This is a genomic window from Enterobacter sp. PL_is511, assembly GCF_055816065.1.
Genome location: NZ_JBVPGP010000017.1, coordinates 29686 through 49107, shown reverse-complemented (window position 1 = coordinate 49107; position 19422 = coordinate 29686). Strand labels below are relative to the sequence as shown.

The 19422-nt window shown below is 54.2% G+C and carries 14 protein-coding genes; 5 read left to right on the top strand and 9 right to left on the bottom strand.

The window, feature by feature from the left end; genetic code table 11:
• Positions 1 to 48: 48 nt before the first annotated feature.
• Entirely contained in the window at positions 49 to 750 is a 702-nt protein-coding gene (locus tag AC0TN7_RS03945; protein ID WP_048990627.1) for a phosphohydrolase, read from the bottom strand.
• Positions 751 to 1034: 284 nt separating this feature from the next.
• Between AC0TN7_RS03945 and ompC the strand changes: the two genes are divergently transcribed.
• On the top strand, positions 1035 to 2198 hold the full coding sequence (gene ompC / locus AC0TN7_RS03940) for a porin OmpC (RefSeq protein ID WP_024909742.1): 1164 nt from the start codon (positions 1035 to 1037) through the stop codon (positions 2196 to 2198).
• A 55-nt stretch (positions 2199 to 2253) separates the two neighbouring features.
• On the opposite strand, the gene AC0TN7_RS03935 is transcribed toward ompC, so the two are convergent.
• Positions 2254 to 3117 (bottom strand): N-acetylmuramic acid 6-phosphate etherase, encoded by an 864-nt coding sequence (locus tag AC0TN7_RS03935; protein ID WP_473701861.1) that lies wholly within the window; start codon positions 3115 to 3117, stop codon positions 2254 to 2256.
• Positions 3118 to 3281: 164 nt separating this feature from the next.
• On the opposite strand from AC0TN7_RS03935, the gene AC0TN7_RS03930 reads away from it, so the two are divergent.
• Positions 3282 to 4898, top strand: coding sequence for a sensor histidine kinase (locus AC0TN7_RS03930; RefSeq protein WP_048990629.1), 1617 nt, complete (start codon positions 3282 to 3284; stop codon positions 4896 to 4898).
• Positions 4895 to 5614, top strand: coding sequence for a two-component system response regulator DcuR (gene dcuR / locus AC0TN7_RS03925; RefSeq protein ID WP_024909745.1), 720 nt, complete (start codon positions 4895 to 4897; stop codon positions 5612 to 5614). The genes AC0TN7_RS03930 and dcuR overlap by 4 nt, the downstream gene beginning before the upstream one ends.
• Here the strand turns inward: dcuR and AC0TN7_RS03920 are convergent.
• Both AC0TN7_RS03920 and AC0TN7_RS03915 read right to left on the bottom strand, forming a co-directional pair.
• Positions 5595 to 6557, bottom strand: coding sequence for an FAD:protein FMN transferase (locus tag AC0TN7_RS03920; protein WP_473701860.1), 963 nt, complete (start codon positions 6555 to 6557; stop codon positions 5595 to 5597). The two genes, dcuR and AC0TN7_RS03920, sit on opposite strands and share 20 nt — an antisense overlap.
• A gap of 94 nt (positions 6558 to 6651) precedes the next feature.
• The gene (locus AC0TN7_RS03915; protein WP_473701859.1) at positions 6652 to 9432 is read right to left on the bottom strand and encodes a flavocytochrome c; all 2781 of its coding nucleotides are present in this window, start codon (positions 9430 to 9432) and stop codon (positions 6652 to 6654) included.
• A gap of 608 nt (positions 9433 to 10040) precedes the next feature.
• Between AC0TN7_RS03915 and AC0TN7_RS03910 the strand changes: the two genes are divergently transcribed.
• Entirely contained in the window at positions 10041 to 11549 is a 1509-nt protein-coding gene (locus tag AC0TN7_RS03910) for an anion permease (protein ID WP_073961501.1), read from the top strand.
• A gap of 182 nt (positions 11550 to 11731) precedes the next feature.
• Positions 11732 to 13381, top strand: a complete 1650-nt coding sequence (fumA, locus tag AC0TN7_RS03905) for a class I fumarate hydratase FumA (RefSeq protein WP_473701858.1) — start codon at positions 11732 to 11734, stop codon at positions 13379 to 13381.
• Positions 13382 to 13464: 83 nt separating this feature from the next.
• On the opposite strand, the gene AC0TN7_RS03900 is transcribed toward fumA, so the two are convergent.
• Genes AC0TN7_RS03900 through AC0TN7_RS03880 form a run of 5 tightly spaced genes read right to left on the bottom strand, consistent with a single transcriptional unit; the run spans position 13465 to position 19347 of the window.
• Positions 13465 to 14064: a LuxR C-terminal-related transcriptional regulator gene (locus AC0TN7_RS03900; RefSeq protein ID WP_080690935.1), complete on the bottom strand. Its 600-nt coding sequence runs from the start codon at positions 14062 to 14064 to the stop codon at positions 13465 to 13467.
• Between the two features lie 18 nt (positions 14065 to 14082).
• Positions 14083 to 14751, bottom strand: coding sequence for a fimbria/pilus periplasmic chaperone (locus AC0TN7_RS03895; RefSeq protein WP_473701857.1), 669 nt, complete (start codon positions 14749 to 14751; stop codon positions 14083 to 14085).
• Between the two features lie 22 nt (positions 14752 to 14773).
• A complete protein-coding gene (gene stbD, locus AC0TN7_RS03890) occupies positions 14774 to 16105 on the bottom strand; it encodes a fimbrial usher protein StbD (protein ID WP_148769008.1) in 1332 nt (443 codons plus the stop codon).
• Between the two features lies 1 nt (position 16106).
• Entirely contained in the window at positions 16107 to 18662 is a 2556-nt protein-coding gene (locus AC0TN7_RS03885; RefSeq protein ID WP_024909753.1) for a fimbrial outer membrane usher protein, read from the bottom strand.
• Positions 18646 to 19347: a fimbria/pilus periplasmic chaperone gene (locus tag AC0TN7_RS03880; RefSeq protein ID WP_228117507.1), complete on the bottom strand. Its 702-nt coding sequence runs from the start codon at positions 19345 to 19347 to the stop codon at positions 18646 to 18648. The genes AC0TN7_RS03885 and AC0TN7_RS03880 overlap by 17 nt, the downstream gene beginning before the upstream one ends.
• Positions 19348 to 19422 lie beyond the last annotated feature (75 nt).

The following is a 19422-nucleotide window of genomic DNA, read 5'->3' as shown; positions in this document are numbered from 1 at the left end:
TGCATTCTTTTAACCGGAGAATAAAGACTGGGAACAGATTACCACAGTTCAGTTGCGCAAACTGCGACGGAAGCGGTTCAACACCTGGCTATCCAGCCCGATGCAGTCGCCGTGTAATTCGGCGCTGAGTTTCGCCATAAACTGGATCAGGAAATCGGCATTGTGACGTGCCAGTTCGCGGCCCATTTCCGTTTGCATTGTATCAGGCAATCTCAACAGCTTGGTCTGAAAATGGTCGAGGGCAAACGCACGGTCGTCGAGGGGACGCGCATCGGCAAAGGGATCGTCGGCGTCAAAAAGCGGCACGCCCAGCGCGCCCGAGATGGCAAAGACGCGCGCCAGGCCAATAGCGCCTAACGCTTCCAGCCTGTCAGCGTCCTGCACAATTTTGGCTTCTATACTTTGCGGCGCAATGCCGGCGCTGAAGCTGTGTGCCTCAATCGCGTGCGCAACGGCGGCAGCGTGCTCTGGCGGAAAGTCCGGGAAGTCGCGGCGCAGAATGTCACCCGTCTTGCGTGCTGCCAGCTCTGATGACCGGCTGCGTTCGGGATGGTTCTTCGGCAGGCTGACAATATCGTGAAAATAGCATGCGGTCAGGATCACCAGCGGCTCCACCGTGTGGTGAACCATGATTTTTTGCGCCGTCATCCAGACCCGTCGAAAATGCGAAATGTCATGTGCGGTATCGTCGGTGCTGTGGTTTTCCTCGAGCCAGCGCTCAAATCTGTGCTGCCACCGGGCAAGTTCCATCGTCATGTCCTGTTTGTTTAATGAGAATGAAATATAAAATAGCTGAATTAAAACAATTTAAAAATAGAATTCCGAAATACTTAACAATAATTACACCATATAAATTCAATGAATTAATTCACTTGAATAATAAAGAGATTAATAGAAATATTTAGCAATATTTCATCGAATTTAATTACATTTATTTTTGAAACTAAATAACATCTTCTGGAATAGTATCGACCCTGTAATTACGGAGAGTGATTACATATATTCATATAAATTATCTTTTAAGGGAATATATAATGAAAAGAAAAGTTCTGGCAATTCTGGTACCCGCGTTATTAATGGCAGGCGCAGCAAATGCGGCTGAGATGTACAACAAAAACGGCAACAAAGTTGACCTGTACGGCAAAGTCGATGCGCGTCACACCTTCTCTGACAACCCTGGCGACGACGGTGACGAAACCTATGTGCAGATTGGTTTCAAAGGCGAAACCCAGATCGCTAACGACCTGATCGGTTACGGCCAGTGGGAATACAAAACCTACGCTAACGATACCGAAGGCGCGGGTGACAAATCCTTTAACCGTCTGGCATACGCTGGCCTGAAATATGGCGAATACGGTTCATTTGATTATGGCCGTAATTACGGCGTCGTGTACGACGTTGAAGCCTGGACCGATATGCTGCCTGTATTTGGCGGTGACTCTTACACATGGACCGATAACTTTATGAACGGTCGTGCGAACGGTCTGGCAACTTACCGTAACCAGGATTTCTTCGGCCTGGTTGAGGGGCTGAATTTCGCGCTGCAGTATCAGGGCGCGAACGAAGGCCAGGATGCAACAGAAGATCAGGAAGGCACGAAAAACGGTCATAAAGACGTACGCTTCCAGAACGGCGACGGCTTCGGCATGTCTACCTCTTATGACTTCTCTGGCGATCTCTCCGGCCTGAGCCTGGGTGCTGCGTACTCGTCTTCTGACCGTACTAACGCACAAGAAGCTGCGGGGGTGAATAATGCGCGCTTTGCCAGCGGTAAAACAGCAGAAGCATGGACCATTGGTGCGAAATATGATGCCAATAACGTCTACCTGGCGATGATGTATGCTGAAACCCGCAACATGACGCCATACGGTGATTATGGTATTGCAGATCAGACTCAGAACTTCGAAGCGGTAGCACAGTACCAGTTCGACTTCGGCCTGCGTCCATCCCTGGCATGGGTTTACTCCAGGGGCAAGGACATGACTTATCCAGGCAACGCCAGCAACCCTCAGGGTCAACATGGCGACATGGACCTGGTTAACTATATCGACCTGGGTATGACCTACAGCTTTAACAAGAATTTCTCTACCTATGTTGACTACAAAATCAACATGCTGGACAACGATGATAGCTTCTACGAAGCCAATGGTATTTCCACCGACGACATCGTTGGCGTAGGCATGACCTACCAGTTCTAATCTCCAAAAATACCAAAGGCCGCAATTGCGGCCTTTTTTATATCTTCACTTTATATTACGGCGCTTCCTGCAGCGCCACGCGGATAAACCCGTTATTCTGCGCCAGCAGTTCATGGGCTTTCCACGCATCCAGCCCAGTCAGCACCATCAATACCGCCGTCTTACAGTGATGGTTACAGCTCTCCAGCGCGGCTTTTGCCTCCGTCCTGCTGCATCCCCCCGCTTCCATCACAATCGCGATTTGTCGTTCAGCCCATTTGGTTGTGCCTGCCTCAAGATCCACCCGCAAGTTGCTGTAAACCCGTCCGGTTCGGACGGCCAGCCCGGTGGCGATCATCGAGAGGATCATTTTCTGCGCAATCCCCGCTTTGGTGTTGAGATAGCCTGCGACGACGTCGGCCCCCAGCTCCGGAGCGATAACCATGCTCGCCAGCTGTGCAGCTTCACTTTGCGCATCACCGGTAATAATGGCGACCGGTGAACCCAGCGACCACGCATGGCGCATTGCCCCCCAGACCCACGGCGTTTTTCCGCTGACGGTCACGGCCAGCATCATATCGTGTTCACCAAACTTGATGGCCTGCAAATCGGCAACGCCATTCTCGTAGCTCCCTTCCCCCTCTTGTGCCGTAACGGCCACCACCGGGGTTTTGCCCGGCGCATAATCATCGGCAACCTGTTGCGCAATGCGCCCTGACGGCCCAGCGCCAACGATGACCAGTCGACCGCCGTGGCTGAGAGTCGCAGCGGCGTTGTCCACCACGCGGGCGAGAGTAGGTAAACAGGGGGTAATCGCAGCAGAAATGAGTGCATCATCCTGGTGAATGACTTTCAGCATGTCCAGCGTGGACAATCTATCAATATTCATCGTGCTGGCGTGCCGTCTTTCCTTGACCGAACCGGTAAGCATAATGCTCATAAACAGCCTCCTTATTATGAGTACCCACACACTATAAAGTGTTTTATATAGATGACCTGCGAGGAGGGTCACGAAAAGAGGACCAAATCCACGCCTTTACATGGCTTTAAGAAAAGCGCGTCATCGGCGATAATTACCCCTTTCTTAATCATCGCGGAGTGTTGATGAGCGATTTGCAGCCTTTCCTTTCGACGCGCAAGCGCCCCATGAAACTGAACACGCTGGTCACGTTGATGGTGTGCGCGATTATTGCCTCTGTGCTGCTGGTGGTCTTTGCGCTTTACTCCGTACAAATCACCCGGGCGACCCGCGATGATGTTAAAGACACTGCGCTCGGCATTGCCCGCACCCTCGCCGACAGCCCCGAGATACAGCGCGGCCTGATGCAGGCACCGCAGGAGAATATTATTCAGCCCATCGCCCAGGCGGTGACAAAACGAAACGATCTGCTGTTCACCGTGGTCACCGATATGCGCGGGATCCGCTATTCACACCCGAACGAGGCGCTGCTGGGGCTGCATTTTATCGGCGATGATTTAACCCCCGCGCTGGAAGGCAAAGAGAACGTATCGGTTAACCGGGGCGCGCTCGCCGAAGCGCTGCGCGTTTTTACGCCCGTCTACGACGGCCAGCACGAGCAGATCGGCGTGGTGGTGGTCGGTATCTCCCTGAATAAGGTTGAAGAGCAGATTGCCCGCGGGCGGCTAAACGCCGTCTGGACCATTTTATTCAGTATTTTTATGAGCTCCATGGCAATTTGGGGCCTGGTGCGGGTACTGAAACGCATCCTGTTCGGACTCGAACCTTACGAAATTTCCGCCCTGTTCGAACAGCGTCAGGCGATGCTGCAGTCGCTTCGCGAGGGGGTGCTGGCCGTCGATATTCACGGACGGGTGACGATGATCAACCAGACCGCCAGAGAAATATTGCTTCTCCCCTCCGGCAAGCAGACCGAAAACGCCAGCGCGCCCCTGCTGGCCAGCCTGCGTGAAGTCTCAAAGACGGGCGTCGCGCGCCAGGATCAGGAGATCAGCTGTAACGGGCGTCTGTTGCTGTGCAATATGGTGCCCGTTAAAAGTCAGGATCGGGTGATCGGCGCCATCACCACCTTCCGTGATAAAACGGAAATCAGCCAGCTGATGCAGCGTATTGATGGCATGGTCAACTACGTCGACGCCCTGCGCAGCCATACGCACGAGTTTATGAATAAACTGCATGTGATCCTGGGCCTGCTGCACATGAAGCGCTACGACAAGCTGGAAGAGTACATCCTGCAGACGGCACAAAATTACCAGACGGATATCGGTACGATACAGAGCAAGGTAAAATCCCCGGTTATCGCCGGGTTCCTGCTGGGTAAAATCAACCGGGCGAAAGAAGCGGGCGTCACCCTGACGCTGGCAGATGAATGCCAGATACCGGATACCGCGAGTGAAGAACAGGTCGCGGTGCTGATCACCGCGCTGGGTAACCTCATTGAAAACGCGCTTGACGCGATGGAAGGACAGCAGGAAGGTGAGATCGGCCTGCTGCTGCATTATCAGAATGGCTGGCTAAGCTGTGAAGTCAGCGACGATGGCCCCGGCATTGATCCCGCTCAGCTGGAGTCTATTTTTACCAAGGGCTTCTCAACAAAAGGTGAAAACCGCGGCGTTGGGCTGTTCCTTGCTCGCCAGCAAATCCAGAACCTCGGCGGCGATATCACCGTCGAGTCTGAGCCAGGCGTATTTACCCAATTTTTTGTTCACATCCCCTGGGATAGCGAGAGGAATATCGCGTGATAAATGTATTAATTGTCGATGATGACGCCATGGTAGCCGACCTCAACCGTCTGTATGTCAACCGTGTTGAAGGTTTTAGCTGCTGCGGCGTCGCCTCCACGCTAAACCAGGCCGAGGCCATCATTAATAACCCCAGCCAGCCTGTCGATCTGGTGCTGCTGGATGTCTATATGCAGCAGGATAACGGTCTGGATCTGCTGCCCGTTATTCGCGCATCCGGTCGCCCAATCGATGTGATTATGATCTCGTCCGCTGCCGACGCCGCCACGATCCAGACCTCCATTCATTACGGCGTGGTGGATTATCTGATCAAGCCGTTCCAGTTCCCCCGCTTTGAAGAGGCGCTGAACGGCTGGAAGGCAAAGCACAATCTGATGGGTTCGCACCAGTATTACGAGCAGGCCGACGTCGACCGGCTGATCCACGGCGGAGCGCCGGAACTGGCCGACAGTAAAAAGCTGCCGAAGGGGTTAACGCCGCAAACGCTGCGCACGATTTGCCAGTGGATTGACGCTCACCCGGAGACGGAGTTTTCTACCGATGACCTGGCAAACGCCGTCAATATTTCCCGCGTGTCCTGCCGTAAATACCTGATTTGGCTCGCGCAAATCAATATTCTGTTCACCAGCATTCATTACGGCGCCACCGGCCGGCCGGTGTATCGCTACCGTCTCCAGCCGGAGCAAACCGGCCTGCTCAAGCAATACTGTCAGTAACGCGGTAGTCGTTATCCAGCAGGGTAAAGCGGAAGTGGTGCATCGAGGAGATCACCACTTCTTTTGTTTTGGTCACAAAGATTGCTTCAATATCGGGTCGCGCGCGCAGGGCGGCACAGCCCTTCTCCACACCCATCCCGTACATCAGCGTGGTCCAGATATCGCCGTCGATGGAGTCTTTCGAAATAATCGTCACGCTGTCCAGTTCGTTGTCCAGCGGATACCCTGTGCGCGGATCGAGAATGTGGTGATAGCGCTTGCCGTTTTGTTCGAAGTAGCGCTCATACGTTCCCGACGTCACGACGGACAGGTTCTCTACGGTCATCGTGCCGATCAGCGCGTCACCGGCGAACGGTTTTTTCAGCCCCACGCCCCAGCCCCCCTCCGGCGAGCCTAACGTCTGGATGTTTCCGCCAAGGTTGATCAGCCCCAGCTCAGCCCCCTCTTTACGAAGATAATCACGCACCCTGTCGGCGATATAGCCTTTGGCGATGGCCCCCAGATCGATCTCCATCCCCGTCCGGGTCAGAAACACGCTGCTGCTGGCCTCATCAAGGAGAACATCCTCTGGGCGGGTCATCGCCAGCAGCGACGCGATTTCATCGGCAGGCGGAACGCTGTCCCCCTGAAAACCAATCTTCCAGCGCTTCACCAGCGGACCGATCGCCAGATTAAAGGCGCTGTCCTTGAGCAGGCTTGCCGCTTTTGCACAGCGGATCAGATCAAACACCGGTCGGCTGACGGTGACCGGATGCTGGCCGGCCGCATGGTTGATATCCATCACCTGCGAGTGCGCGCGGTTGACGGTGAGCAGGTCTTCATACTGTTTGATCAGGCGAAACACGCGGGACGCGAGGGCTTCGTCATGGGAGAAGAGCTTCAGGAGGATGGGTGAGCCCATCAGGACGGCGGAGTAGCTGTAAACGCGATGGCTATCAGGCATGGTATGAGTCCTCAGATGTAGCCCCGGCAAGCACCGCGCCGCCGGGGAAAATGCCGGATAGCGCTGCGCGCATCCGGCCTACATAGCAGGTGCCTTACCTCTTTTTCGAACGCAGAGCCGCCTGATGTCCTGCAAGGGTACCAAAAATAATGATATCTGCCACCGCGTTACCGCCGATACGGTTACCGCCGTGGATCCCGCCGACCACTTCACCGGCCGCAAACGCCCCTGGCAGCACGTTGTGGTTGCTGTCCAGCACGCAGGTTTCGGTGTTGATGGTCACGCCGCCCATGGTGTGGTGCACGCCCGGCGCAATCTGAATGGCGTAGAACGGCCCTTCGTTGATCGGTGCACGCAGCGCGGTGGTACGACCAAAATCGTCATCGTGCTGTTTCTCAACAAAACCGTTGTAACGTTCCAGGGTCGCGAGGAAAGCGTGGTAATCCATGCCGAGCGCTTCCGCCAGGGCTTTCGGCGAGCTGGCGCTGGTCACGAAGCCTTTGGCAATGTACTCATCCGCGGCTTTGTTTTTGGCGCGTACGTGCTCGTCAAAGACGATGTAAGCGTATTTCTCCGGCAGCGCGATGATTGACGCCGAGACTTTATCGCGGGTCGACATTTCGTTGTAGAAGCGCTCCCCTTTCTGATTGACCAGAATCGCCCCGCCGCCGCGAATGGATTCGGAAATCAGGTACGAGGTTTTCTGCTCGACGGTTGGGTGAATTTGGATTTCGCCCATATCCACAGTGCCCGCCCCGATACGCTCCAGCAGCGCGATGCCGCCGCCGGTAGCCCCTTTGTGGTTGGTGGTGACGAACCCTTCCAGATCCGGACGGTATTTCACAACCATCTGGCTGTTGGCGCTGAAGCCGCCGGTAGCGACAATCACGCTTTTGGTTGCCACGGTGACGGTTTCGTTCTCTTCGGTGGTCAGACGTACGCCGGTCACTTCGCCGTTCTCGAAGAGAATGTCGCTGACGGAGGTATCCAGCATCACCTCGATGTTGCGTTTGTTCACGTTACGCACCAGGCCGCTAATCAGGTAACCGCCCACCGCAGAACCGTCTTTTGGACGGTGAGTACGGTCGATGCTCATCCCGCCGGTGGTGGTGATGTCGTTCAGCATAATGCCGCGCGTTGCCAGCCACTCAATCGCCTGTGGCGCGTTCTCGACAAAGCGACGCAGCAGTTCAGGGTTGTTCTTGTTGCCGCCGCCTTTCAGGCTTTCCTGGTAGAACAGCTCTTTGCTGTCCTGAATGCCCTTCACGCGCTGGAAGCGGGTTTCGGCGGCATTCATACCGGCAGAGGCTTTAATGGTATTCCCGCCGATGGTTGGCATTTTCTCAACAATCAGCACGCTCGCGCCTTCGTCGTGCGCCTGAATCGCCGCCGCCAGACCGGCGCCGCCGCTACCGACAACCACCACGTCCACGCAGCGGGTTTCGTTCGGGTCAACGCCCTCTTCCGCTGCCAGCGCTTTGCTGGATTTCAGCATCGCTTTAGAGACCGCTTTCTTCACCGCTTCACTCTGGCTGGTTGCGCCGGTGATGGCATCCACGTGCGGGGTATTGGCATCCAGAATGCGGGTGCGGATCTCTTCAAAGCTGGTCACAAACTCAACGTCTTCACTCGGGCCAGAGGCCAGCTCGATGTCCGCAATGCGGTCGGTTTCCAGGCTGACGTTAATCACCAGTTCGTTAGCGTCATCCTGCACTTTCTCAGCAAAGGTACCCGGTTTGAATTTGGATTCGCCCATGCTCATGTCGCGGATCATCGCTTCTACCAGCGAGAAGCGCCACAGCGGTTCAGGAATGCTCAGCGCCTCGCGTTTGGTGCTGTCCATAAACAGCTCAAGGCTTTCACCAGCCGCGATGCGGTCTGTCCAGTCAGGATAAGCGATGGTGGCGCGGCCCACGGCAATCAGGTCGTAACCGTGATCAAGCGCTTTATTCACGTCTGAAGCATTCACCACGCCGCCCACGCCCATGACCGGAACCTGCGCCAGCGTTTCAGAACGCATCGCGCAGTATTTTTCGATAAGCGGCGTCGGGTCCTGGGTGTCGACAATGGAAGGACGCAGGGTGGCGCCGACGGAGAAGTGCAGGTAGTCCACGCCGCGCGCCGCCAGTTTCTCCAGCAGGTACATGGTGTCGTCAAAGCGGATGCCCGGGATTTCCATCTCTTCAGGGGAGAAGCGGTAGCCAATAATAAACGCGTCGTCCGCGTACTGGCGCACCATCTTATGGGTGATATCCAGCACCGCCAGCGGGAACTTCGCGCGGTTATCGCGGCTGCCGCCCCACTCGTCATCGCGCTGGTTTGAATTCGGTGAGTAAAACTGCTGAATCAGATAGGTATTCGCCCCGTGGATTTCCACGCCGTCGAAACCGGCCTGGATGGCGCGGCGCACGGCCTCACCAAACTTGCCGATCATGCCTTCAACTTCTTCAGCGGTCAGAGCTACTGGCGTTGCGGCACCTTCACGCGGCGCAGCTACGGCGCTCGGGCCAACCGGGGTACGGCCGCCAATCAGTTTCGGGTCAACCATGCGGCCGCCGTGGTAGATCTGCAGCAGCGCCTTAGAGCCTTTGGACTTAATGGCCTCTGCGATTTTCGCCAGCCCGACAATTTTCTCGTCATTATCAATACCGATTGCGCCCGGGAAGGCGAGGCCGAGATCGTCGACGAAGCAGCACTCCACAATGATGGTGCCGATACTGCCGGAACGGGCACGATAGTACTCCACCAGTTCACTGGTAACTGTGCCGTCGTAATAGCCGGTACAGGTGGTCATAGGGGCCATTAACAAACGGTTTTTCAGTTCAGTACCATTCGGTAATGTGAAGGGGCTAAGAATGCGTTCGTTAGTGCTCATAATAGAAACTCCAAACTTTAAAAATTAAGAATTCGTTATCGGATTGGTTTTTTAGTTCGTCGTTATTTGCCGATGTCATGATATTAATATAATGATTTTTTTAGCTTCTAAAGTTATTACGTTAGTTAAAAAACTATTTAATCCCTGCAATAACACAAATAACACATTGGTGTTAGCGAATGTAATTCAGTCATTCACAATAATTTAAAATTCGTTAAATGATTAATGGTAAAACCATTTCACCATAACACATAAAAACCGTTTAAAATCAATACAATGAAAAATAACAAAAGATAAGCATGTTACAAGAATGATAAAATTTACTCATAAAATACGCAATACCCACATACGCCTGAGTGGTTATTAATAAAAGCATAAAAATAACGCTGCAATTCTGTTTTTTTGATCCCGATCAATAGTTATGGCATCCAAAAGCGCAATATAAAAACATCATCATTTTTTAATTTAGCGCCTCAATAAAAGCGTTAAATTGCTATTACTGAAAATACAAAACAGCATCTTTAATAACTAAAAAAAGCAAAGAAACTTAAGAAAGTGATTTTGTTTTTCAGTGCGACCGAATTTTTGACAACTTAAGACGTGAAACTATGAATACAAAAACTGCTGTAACGCCCCCTGTGGCGAACCAGGCATCAAATGGAAACGCAAAACGATTGCTGATGATGGCGTTACCCATCGTCGTCGCCGTACTGCTGCTGTTTGTTCCGGTACCGGAAGGACTGCCTCCTTACGCATGGCACTACTTCGCTATCTTCGTCGGCGTGATCGTCGGTCTGATCTTCGAACCGCTGCCGGGCGCGGTGATCGGTCTGACCGGCGTGGTCGCCATTGCCCTGTGCAGCCAGTGGGTGCTGTTCAGCCCTGAGCAGCTGGCTGACCCGAAATTCAAGCTGGCAGGCGCCTCCTTTAAGTGGGCGGTGAGCGGGTTTGGTAACTCGACCGTCTGGCTGATTTTCGGTGCTTTCATGTTCGCCGCAGGCTATGACAAAACCCGCTTCGGCCGCCGTCTGGCGCTGATTCTGGTGAAATACCTTGGCCGTCGCAGCCTGACGCTCGGTTACGCGATTACGTTTGCTGACCTGCTTCTGGCACCGTTCACCCCGTCCAACACCGCGCGCAGCGGCGGGACCATCTACCCGATTATCGCTAACCTGCCGCCGCTGTACGGTTCTAAACCGAACGACCCAAGCGCGCGTAAGATTGGTTCTTACCTGATGTGGGTGGCGATCACCGCGGCCTGTATCACCAGTTCAATGTTCCTCTCCGCCCTCGCGCCGAACCTGCTGGCCCTGGCGCTGGTGAAAAGTACGGTTGGTATCGACATCTCCTGGGGCACCTGGTTCCTCGCCTTCCTGCCGCTGGGTATCCTGCTGATTCTGGCCATGCCGCTGCTGGCCTACTGGTTCTACCCACCAGAAGTGAAGGTGAACAACGAAGTGCCGCTGTGGGCGACCCGTGAGCTGGAAAAACTCGGCAAACTGTCCCGCAATGAAATCCTGCTGCTGGTGTTCGTGTGCTGCGCGCTGCTGATGTGGATCTTCGCCGCTGCGTGGATTGAACCCGCTATGGCTGCCCTGCTCATCGTCGGCCTGATGCTGTGGACCGGCGTGCTGGAGTGGAACGATATCACCGGTAACAAAGCCGCATGGAACACCTTCGTCTGGTTCGCCACTCTGGTTGCGCTGGCGGATGGCCTCTCCTCTACCGGCTTTATCAGCTGGTTAGGCAAAGAAGGCGGTCTGTTGATGAGCGGTATCTCTCCGGGCGTGGCGACCATCGTCCTGCTGCTGGCGTTCTACCTGCTGCACTACCTGTTTGCCAGCACCACCGCGCACACCACGGCGCTGCTGCCAGCGATGCTGACCATCGCCTCCACCATTCCGGGCATGAATATGGAAGTGTTTGTTCTGCTGATGGTGACCTCGCTGGGCGTGATGGGGATCATCACCCCGTACGGTACTGGCCCAAGCCCGATTTACTATGGTAGCGGCTACCTGCCAACCAAAGACTACTGGCGCCTCGGCACCATCTTCGGTGCCATCTTCCTGGCGGCCCTGCTGCTAATTGGCTATCCGTGGATGTCCATGATGTTCTGATTCCTGACCGCCGGACTTCTCCTCCGGCGGTTTTATTTTTTTATACCCTAAATAATTCGAGTTGCAGGAAGGCGGCAAGAGAGTGAATCCCCAGGAGCTTACATAAGTAAGTGACTGGGGTGAACGAACGCAGCCAACGCACATGCAGCTTGAAGTATGACGGGGATGTGGAGCAATACGCTTTGTCAAACAAACCCTTTATCTACCAGAACCCCTTCCCTCTTTCGCATGACGACACCGAATACTACCGGCTGACCAAAGAGCACGTCTCCGTTGCCGAGTTCGAAGGCCAGGAGATCCTGAAAGTGGAGCCGGAAGCGCTGACCCTGCTGGCGCAGCAGGCCTTCCACGACGCCGCATTTATGCTGCGTCCTTCTCACCAGAAGCAGGTTGCCGCCATCCTCAACGACCCGGAAGCCAGCCAGAACGACAAGTACGTTGCCCTGCAGTTCCTGCGCAACTCCGAAATCGCGGCCAAAGGCGTGCTGCCGACCTGCCAGGATACCGGCACCGCTATCATCATGGGTAAAAAAGGCCAGCGCGTCTGGACCGGCGGCGGTGACGAAGCGGCCCTGAGCCAGGGCGTGTATAACACCTACATTGAAGATAACCTGCGCTACTCGCAGAATGCGGCGCTGGACATGTATAAAGAGGTCAATACCGGCACCAACCTGCCCGCGCAGATTGATCTCTACAGCGTGGACGGGGACGAATACAAATTCCTGTGCATGGCAAAAGGCGGCGGTTCTGCCAACAAAACCTATCTGTACCAGGAAACCAAAGCGCTGATCACCCCGGCAAAGCTGAAAAACTATCTGGTTGAGAAGATGCGCACTCTGGGAACTGCGGCCTGCCCGCCTTACCATATCGCGTTTGTGATTGGCGGTACGTCAGCGGAAAGCACGCTGAAAACCGTGAAGCTGGCCTCCACGCGCTACTACGACGCGCTGCCAACCGAAGGTAACGAACACGGCCAGGCATTCCGCGATGTTCAGCTCGAACAAGAGCTGCTCCAGGAAGCCCAGAACCTCGGCCTCGGCGCGCAGTTTGGCGGTAAATACTTCGCCCACGATATCCGCGTGATCCGCCTGCCGCGCCACGGCGCCTCCTGTCCGATCGGCATGGGCGTCTCCTGCTCCGCGGACCGCAACATCAAAGCGAAAATCAACCGCGATGGGATCTGGATTGAAAAACTGGAGCACAACCCGGGCCAGTACATTCCTGAATCACTGCGCCAGCAGGGTGAAGGCGACGTGGTGAGCATCAATCTGGACAAGCCGATGAATGAGATCCTGGCGCAGCTCTCCGCTCACCCGGTCTCTACCCGCCTGTCGCTGAACGGTACCATCATCGTGGCGCGCGACATCGCCCACGCGAAGCTGAAAGAGTTGCTGGATAACGGTGAGGAACTGCCGCAGTACGTCAAAGATCATCCGATCTACTACGCTGGCCCGGCCAAAACGCCGGAAGGCTACGCGTCTGGCTCACTCGGCCCGACCACGGCGGGACGTATGGACTCGTATGTGGACTTACTGCAGTCCCACGGCGCGAGCATGATCATGCTGGCGAAAGGCAACCGCAGCCAGCAGGTGACGGACGCCTGCCATAAGCACGGCGGCTTCTACCTGGGCAGCATCGGCGGCCCGGCGGCGGTGCTGGCGCAAAACAGCATTAAGAGCCTGGAGTGCGTCGCGTATCCTGAGCTGGGAATGGAGGCCATCTGGAAAATTGAAGTCGAGAACTTCCCGGCGTTTATCCTGGTGGATGACAAAGGCAACGATTTCTTCCAGCAGATCCAGAACCAGCAGTGTAAAGGCTGTTCACAGCGCTGAGATTTCCCATAATGCTGCCAGCAGCGACAGCGTATCGTTAATCAACTCGCGCTTGTCGCTGCCCTGTATGGAGAATAGTTTTCTTATTCTCCATACACGCCATACAAACGCTTTTTCTTCATTTTAGCCAGCCCGTTACATTTATGGTGGCTGACCCGTTTTGGTGTGATGTGATATCTTTCGGCCACCTGACTGACGTTTAGCCCCTGAGACAAGGCATTTAACACGAGATATTCCTGGCGAGTTAGCGCCGTTTTATTCCCTGATTTCGTTACCTCTCCATCTTTCCGATCGTGCCCGGAGAGGGACCTGAACTTATGCTCGACGCTCTTTATACCGCGAGCCGCATTAACCACTGAAAAAGACGCATAACAGTCCCGCGAAGGCATGCAAATGTATTTGTTATAGCAAAGCAAGACCCGCAGACGCCGGTTTAAGGTGGTCTTTAGATCCACCAGCGCGGTTAAAAGATCTAAAAACAAGAGCGTATTGTTGAAATAGTTATCGACATCAACAATCCAGCATCTTCCCGCATCAGCGTCTTTATGTTTATTGATATTTACGCCCACCTGCGCGGGCGTCCAGACAGTGCAGCTCTCTTGCTCGTCCTGGGTTAAAAGGGACATTATCCCTTGAGAAAAATAGCGGTTGTTTGTTACCACAACGATATTTAGTTTTTCCATATATGCTAACGCCGCAAACTATTTTCGAACTACGGTCTGATAGTCACGATAATTACCGTCATCAGTAATCACACGATAGGTTAAATTTATTCCCGGCAATAGGGGCTTATCAGGCGACACTGCCTGTTCCGTCCGTGGCGAAACCATAATATTGGTCAGCGACCTTTGCCCGGGTATCTCAACGTTGAGGCTGATATTCCAGGGCGTCGGGTTAGTAATGTTTAACCGGGTATCCTGGGCCCTGAACTGGAGTGTCTGATACTGAAGCGCATCAGGGTCGCCAATGCCGGCAGGACGAATAAAGACTTTCATCCTTAAGCGTAACGGCAGAATTAACTTTTGCTTTTTCTGCCGGGTCAGGTCGCTCTCAGGCTGGAACTGAAAAATATTCAGCCAGAAGACGCTTTCCCGATCGTTCGGCAGCCCCTGACGTGCCGTAAGTAGCAAACGCAACGAACGAATTTCCTTCGGCAACATTTTGAAAACCGGAGGTGTAGCCACAATCGGCGTGCTGACCTTATCCGGCGGCACCAGCGGGTCGCCCATGTCTGTCCAGACCTGAATCATGGCTGGCGTTTCACCATCGTTAGAGAGATTCAGCGACTGGGCCATTTCGCCTGCGCTGAAAATCACGCGAGTCCGATCGACATTAACCACGCCGAATGCCTCACCAATGAGGCTCATCATCAGCAAGCCTGCCAGAGCAAGCCTACTGGAAATTAACAACGACTTGTAATTGCGCATTAACCGTACCCGGCGTCACAGTCTGCCCACTGAGGGCCTCTAATGATGCGGTAAAGTCACCGGTATAGGTGTTTACCTCCCCCGTCGACGTCAGGTTGGTAAGATCCTGATACGCGTACCAGCCGCGCGAGTTTCCCGTGCCGGTTGTGCTTCTGTCGGGTAACAAATTGATTGCCTTCCCGCTCCGGTTAAGGATTTTTATACCTACGCCAGAAGCCACGCCGCTGTTGCCGTAATGCGAATCCAGTAACCAGGTTAGCCCTCCACCGCTGGTTACCAGCCCCAGCGCCTGCGCAGCTCTGACAGCTACGGGCTGGTTGACCAAAAATCCCATGGCTACGTTTGCCTTGCTGGCCGTGGACGCGGCGGTACCGGAAACCGCACCTGACTCACACTCAAGGCTGACCGAGAATGGTGCCTGACTGTTACCACCGGCCTGCAACACCGCGGAGCTGCTGGTGGGTAAAAGCACAACGGCGGGATAGTCTTTAACCTGACACAGTGCGCCACGGACATAGCTCACGGCATTGTAGGTACTCCATGCACCGGGCCAGTTTGCATACCAGCCATAATAATAAGCCGCGCTATCCTGGCCCACCACGATGGAATTTGATGCCAGCCCAGGACCTTTAAAGGCAATATAACCTCGCGGTTGGGTATAGGCATCTTTATAGTAATTGCTGGCGTTAAGATAATAGGTAGTGGATGAAATCTTATACATTTCATACAGCACATTGCTGAATGCGCTGGCTGGAATGTAAATATAGGTTCCATCCTGATACCAGTCTGCCGAGGTGATTTGTCTTTGCTTCCAGTAGCGGCTGTAATATTCCCCGGTGCTGAGATTGGTCATTCTTACCGCGACGTTTTTTGCGACATCATAATACGCACCCTCAATTTCAGCGGAGGCATACATGCCGGTATAGGCGTTGTCACCGTTGGTGGCATACATTTCATATAAACTGCCGGCGTCAGACATGGAACAGCGAAATAGAATTTGCTTACTGGTATAGGTTTTATTGGTCGCTGCCGTTAAAAAATTGCCCACCGCGCTGGCAAGCAACGTCCCCGACGGCTGAAAGTTAGTGCCGCTGTTAATGTTGATTACCGCCGGCAGCCCAATATTGCCATGGCAGGTATCACAGGCACCCGTCCAGTCAGCGGCGGTATACCCTGCCGCGATGGCCATGCTGGAAAGTGATGACGTGCTGGTGACCCTGATGCAGTTTGCCCACGCGGGCTGGCTTATTAGCAAAAACAGCCCCAGTACCAGAAAATGTTTTAACCAGTCCTGCATTTTAATTCTCCTTTTCACATATCTGGCTCAGGTAAACCAACGGCTCTGCGTTTCGCCCGGTAATTTGATACGGCACACGGCAGTTCTGGTCGCGCTCTTTGCCCCATTTCACGCGCAATACGCCGGAGGCCTCCGGGACTCGGGCATAAATTTGGCCGCCCTGACCCACCATGCCAATCAATGTTCCCTCGGCATCCCGCACCTCCGCCCCCATTGGCGGTAGTTCCCCATCCCCGTTGTTGAGGGTGATGAGAACGGCTTTGCCTTTCAGCGTGGCAAAGTCCACCCGGACCACGGCCCCCGCATAGGGCACGACGCGCTGATTTCCACCTTTCAGTTCGGCATCCGCCATCATATTGCGCGAGTCCAGGCTGACGGTGTTGCTACGGTAAGGGGAAAGCGACGGTAGAATGGCGTAGCCGAACGCGTCAATAATTGCCCCCTGCCCGTTCTGTACACGCGCCCCCTGGGCGCCATCGGCGTGTACCAGTGCGAACGTGTCACTGGTATACGGCCCGAGCGTTAATCCTCCAGGATGTAGCACCAGTGTTCCGGATGCGCCGAGCCCTGCCTGCCGGTAGTTATCCCCCTGGTCATAGCTGGCTTGCACGGACCCCACGCGGGTATTTTCCTGAACGTTTCCGCCAAACGTCGTGGCGTTATCACCGCTCCCATTCCGATAACGTTCATATCCGCCGTATACGGAGTACGATCTGTCTCGACCGTCCCCTGCCGTGCCGGTTAACGATACGGTCGAGGATCGGCTGGCCCGCGACTGGTTGTAGTTGTATGCCGCCGATGCCAGGTTGTTGCCCCAGTCGAGAGGGATCGACACGTTGAAAGAGACAGTATTTTCGGTGTATTTCTCTTTTGAACTGTCATCAACCGGCTCGCGGGTGCTGGTATAAAAGCGTCCGTAGTCCCAGCTCGTCCGTTGTCTGGCAACGTTCACCCCGTAGCTAATTCGTCGCCACTGATTGCTGTAGCCCAGCTGCAGCTGGGTCATACGCGACTGATTGCTATAGTAATCCGCCGTGCTGGCACTCAGATTAAGTACCCCCCAGCTTCCCATCGGCTGGCTGACCGTCGCCGTCAGTCTATTGCGCTGATGCAGGGTGTCCGAATAGTACTCCGTACCGTTTTTCTGCTGGCGACGAATGCCCAGCACATCCTCCAGATCGCGATAACCGCTCGTCGAATAGCGGTATGCGGCAAGCACAAGGTTAGTGCCTGCCGTGAACGTCTTGCTGTAACTGATTTCTGCACGCCAGCCCTGTTGCCGCTCATCATTTTCAACCAGGGCATCAGACCAGGTGGCATTCAGACCAATGGCGCCGATATCTGTCGCCAGTACGCCTCCTACCAGAAAAGCCGTGTAATCCTTAGACACACGTAGGCCAAGGTTGCTGGTGACTTCATTACTCAGCCCTCGCTGTAACACACCTTCCATGAAGGTGTTTTCGATACTGTAGTACTGACGAACGCGTCCGAATGAGAGACCATATTGCCAGTTGCCCGGGCGCACGGAATCAGGCACAGCGGAATAAGGCACGGTAAAACGGGATGTTTTCCCGCTAGCCTCAATGACCTCAACCTCAAGATCCCCCTGGCTGCGGGTGTTATATAAGTCATTGATGACGAATGGTCCCGGTGGAACGTTGGTTTCATAAATGACATTATTTAGCTGCTTAATCACTACGTGCGCGCTGCTGGATGCCACGCCCCTCACTTCCGGAGCGTAGCCCCTCTTCCCCTGTGGCCACATGCGTTCATCGGTTGCCAGTTTCATCCCATTGAACGAGAGGCTGCCAAAGAGGCTGCCATCGGTATAGTTATCCCCCAGCGCCAGCACACTATCGATCGGTTCGATGGGACGTTGTACCCAGGTTCGAACGACGTTATAACTCGAATCGCTTCCGCTTATGCTGCTGTCCGCATAGCGCAGGTTTCCCTGGTGTCGAACCTGCCACAGTCCAAGGTTGGTTCCGGCATTGATACCGCTCCACAAATAGTGATAGCGATAGTGCGTATCCGTATTTTCCGTCCACGTGTAGCGGGTGTTATGCCGCAAAAAAATCGCCGCCATACCCGCGTCCCATTCACTGACCGGAATATAACCGCGAGGCATATGCTGGAGCGCCGTCATCGGGATAGCCAGTTGAAGGCGCAATGAAGCCTGGTCAAACTGCCAGGTAGCATGTTCCGCCCAATCACTCAAAAGGCGACACGCTGTCTCATTACTGTGGTTTGCTGCTTTCAGTTTTGCGGCCTGCATGAGCGATTTGCCCAGACAGGGTTCAGGATCTTGGCCGTCTGTTTTAGCGCGAAAAATGACCTTTTCTTCGCTTTTCACCAGCGTATTGTTGACATATACATCAACCAGATAGCGTCCGGGTGCGACCTGATGTCGGTTGAACTGCTCCAGATCCATGCCCCAGGACGAGCCCTGCAGCAGTGAAGAGTCAAAAACATATTCTTTCGCCTCCACCAGACCCGTGCAGTTCAATGAGATACACAGCGCCAGCAGATTGCGTCGAAACTCAGGGGTACGAGACAGGATATTGCCCATTGATCCGTGCTCCCTGATCGTTGACAAGCCAAACCCTCACCGTACCGTTTCCCGCGGTTTTGGTTTTCCAGTTGTTAAACCAAAACGTCTGACGATCGAAAGGCGCTACCGTATCAGCTGTGAGGGTATGCTTTTTCCCCCCCACCTCAGCCTCAATGAGGGTCAATGACGCATACCACGGCTGAGGGTTCTCTATCGAAATTCCATACCCCTTTTGCGCATCGAAAGTGGCGTTGACCCGCAGCCCATTCAGCTGATTTTTTGGGGAGCCAATGCCGGCAGGCCGGTAAATAACTTTTACCCGGGTACGCAGCATGACCAGCATTTTGTTCTGCCCTTTTTCACTCTCGAGATTTGAGGGTGGAACCTGGAGCGCATTAAACCAGTACAGGGATTCCCGATCCTGCGGTAAATCGCGCGCGCCTGTGTGGGTCACGCGGATAACTTGTCCCGCTTTCGCCTGAATTCGAAACACGGGTGGGGTCGTCAGAAAGGGGATTTTCGAGCCCTGAGCTGGCGTCGCGTTAATATCACCTTCGTCAAACCAGGTTTGAATCACGTAAGGAATGTCGTCATTGTTCTTGAGCTGCACGTCGACGGATAAGGCCCCGGCAGGATAAATAATCCGGCTACCCAGTATTGTGACGCTTGCGGATACGGTGTTTGTCAGCATCAGGACACATGGCAAATAAAGCAGGTACTGAGCGATACGCTTAAGATATGCGCTTATCATTATTAACAACTCCCG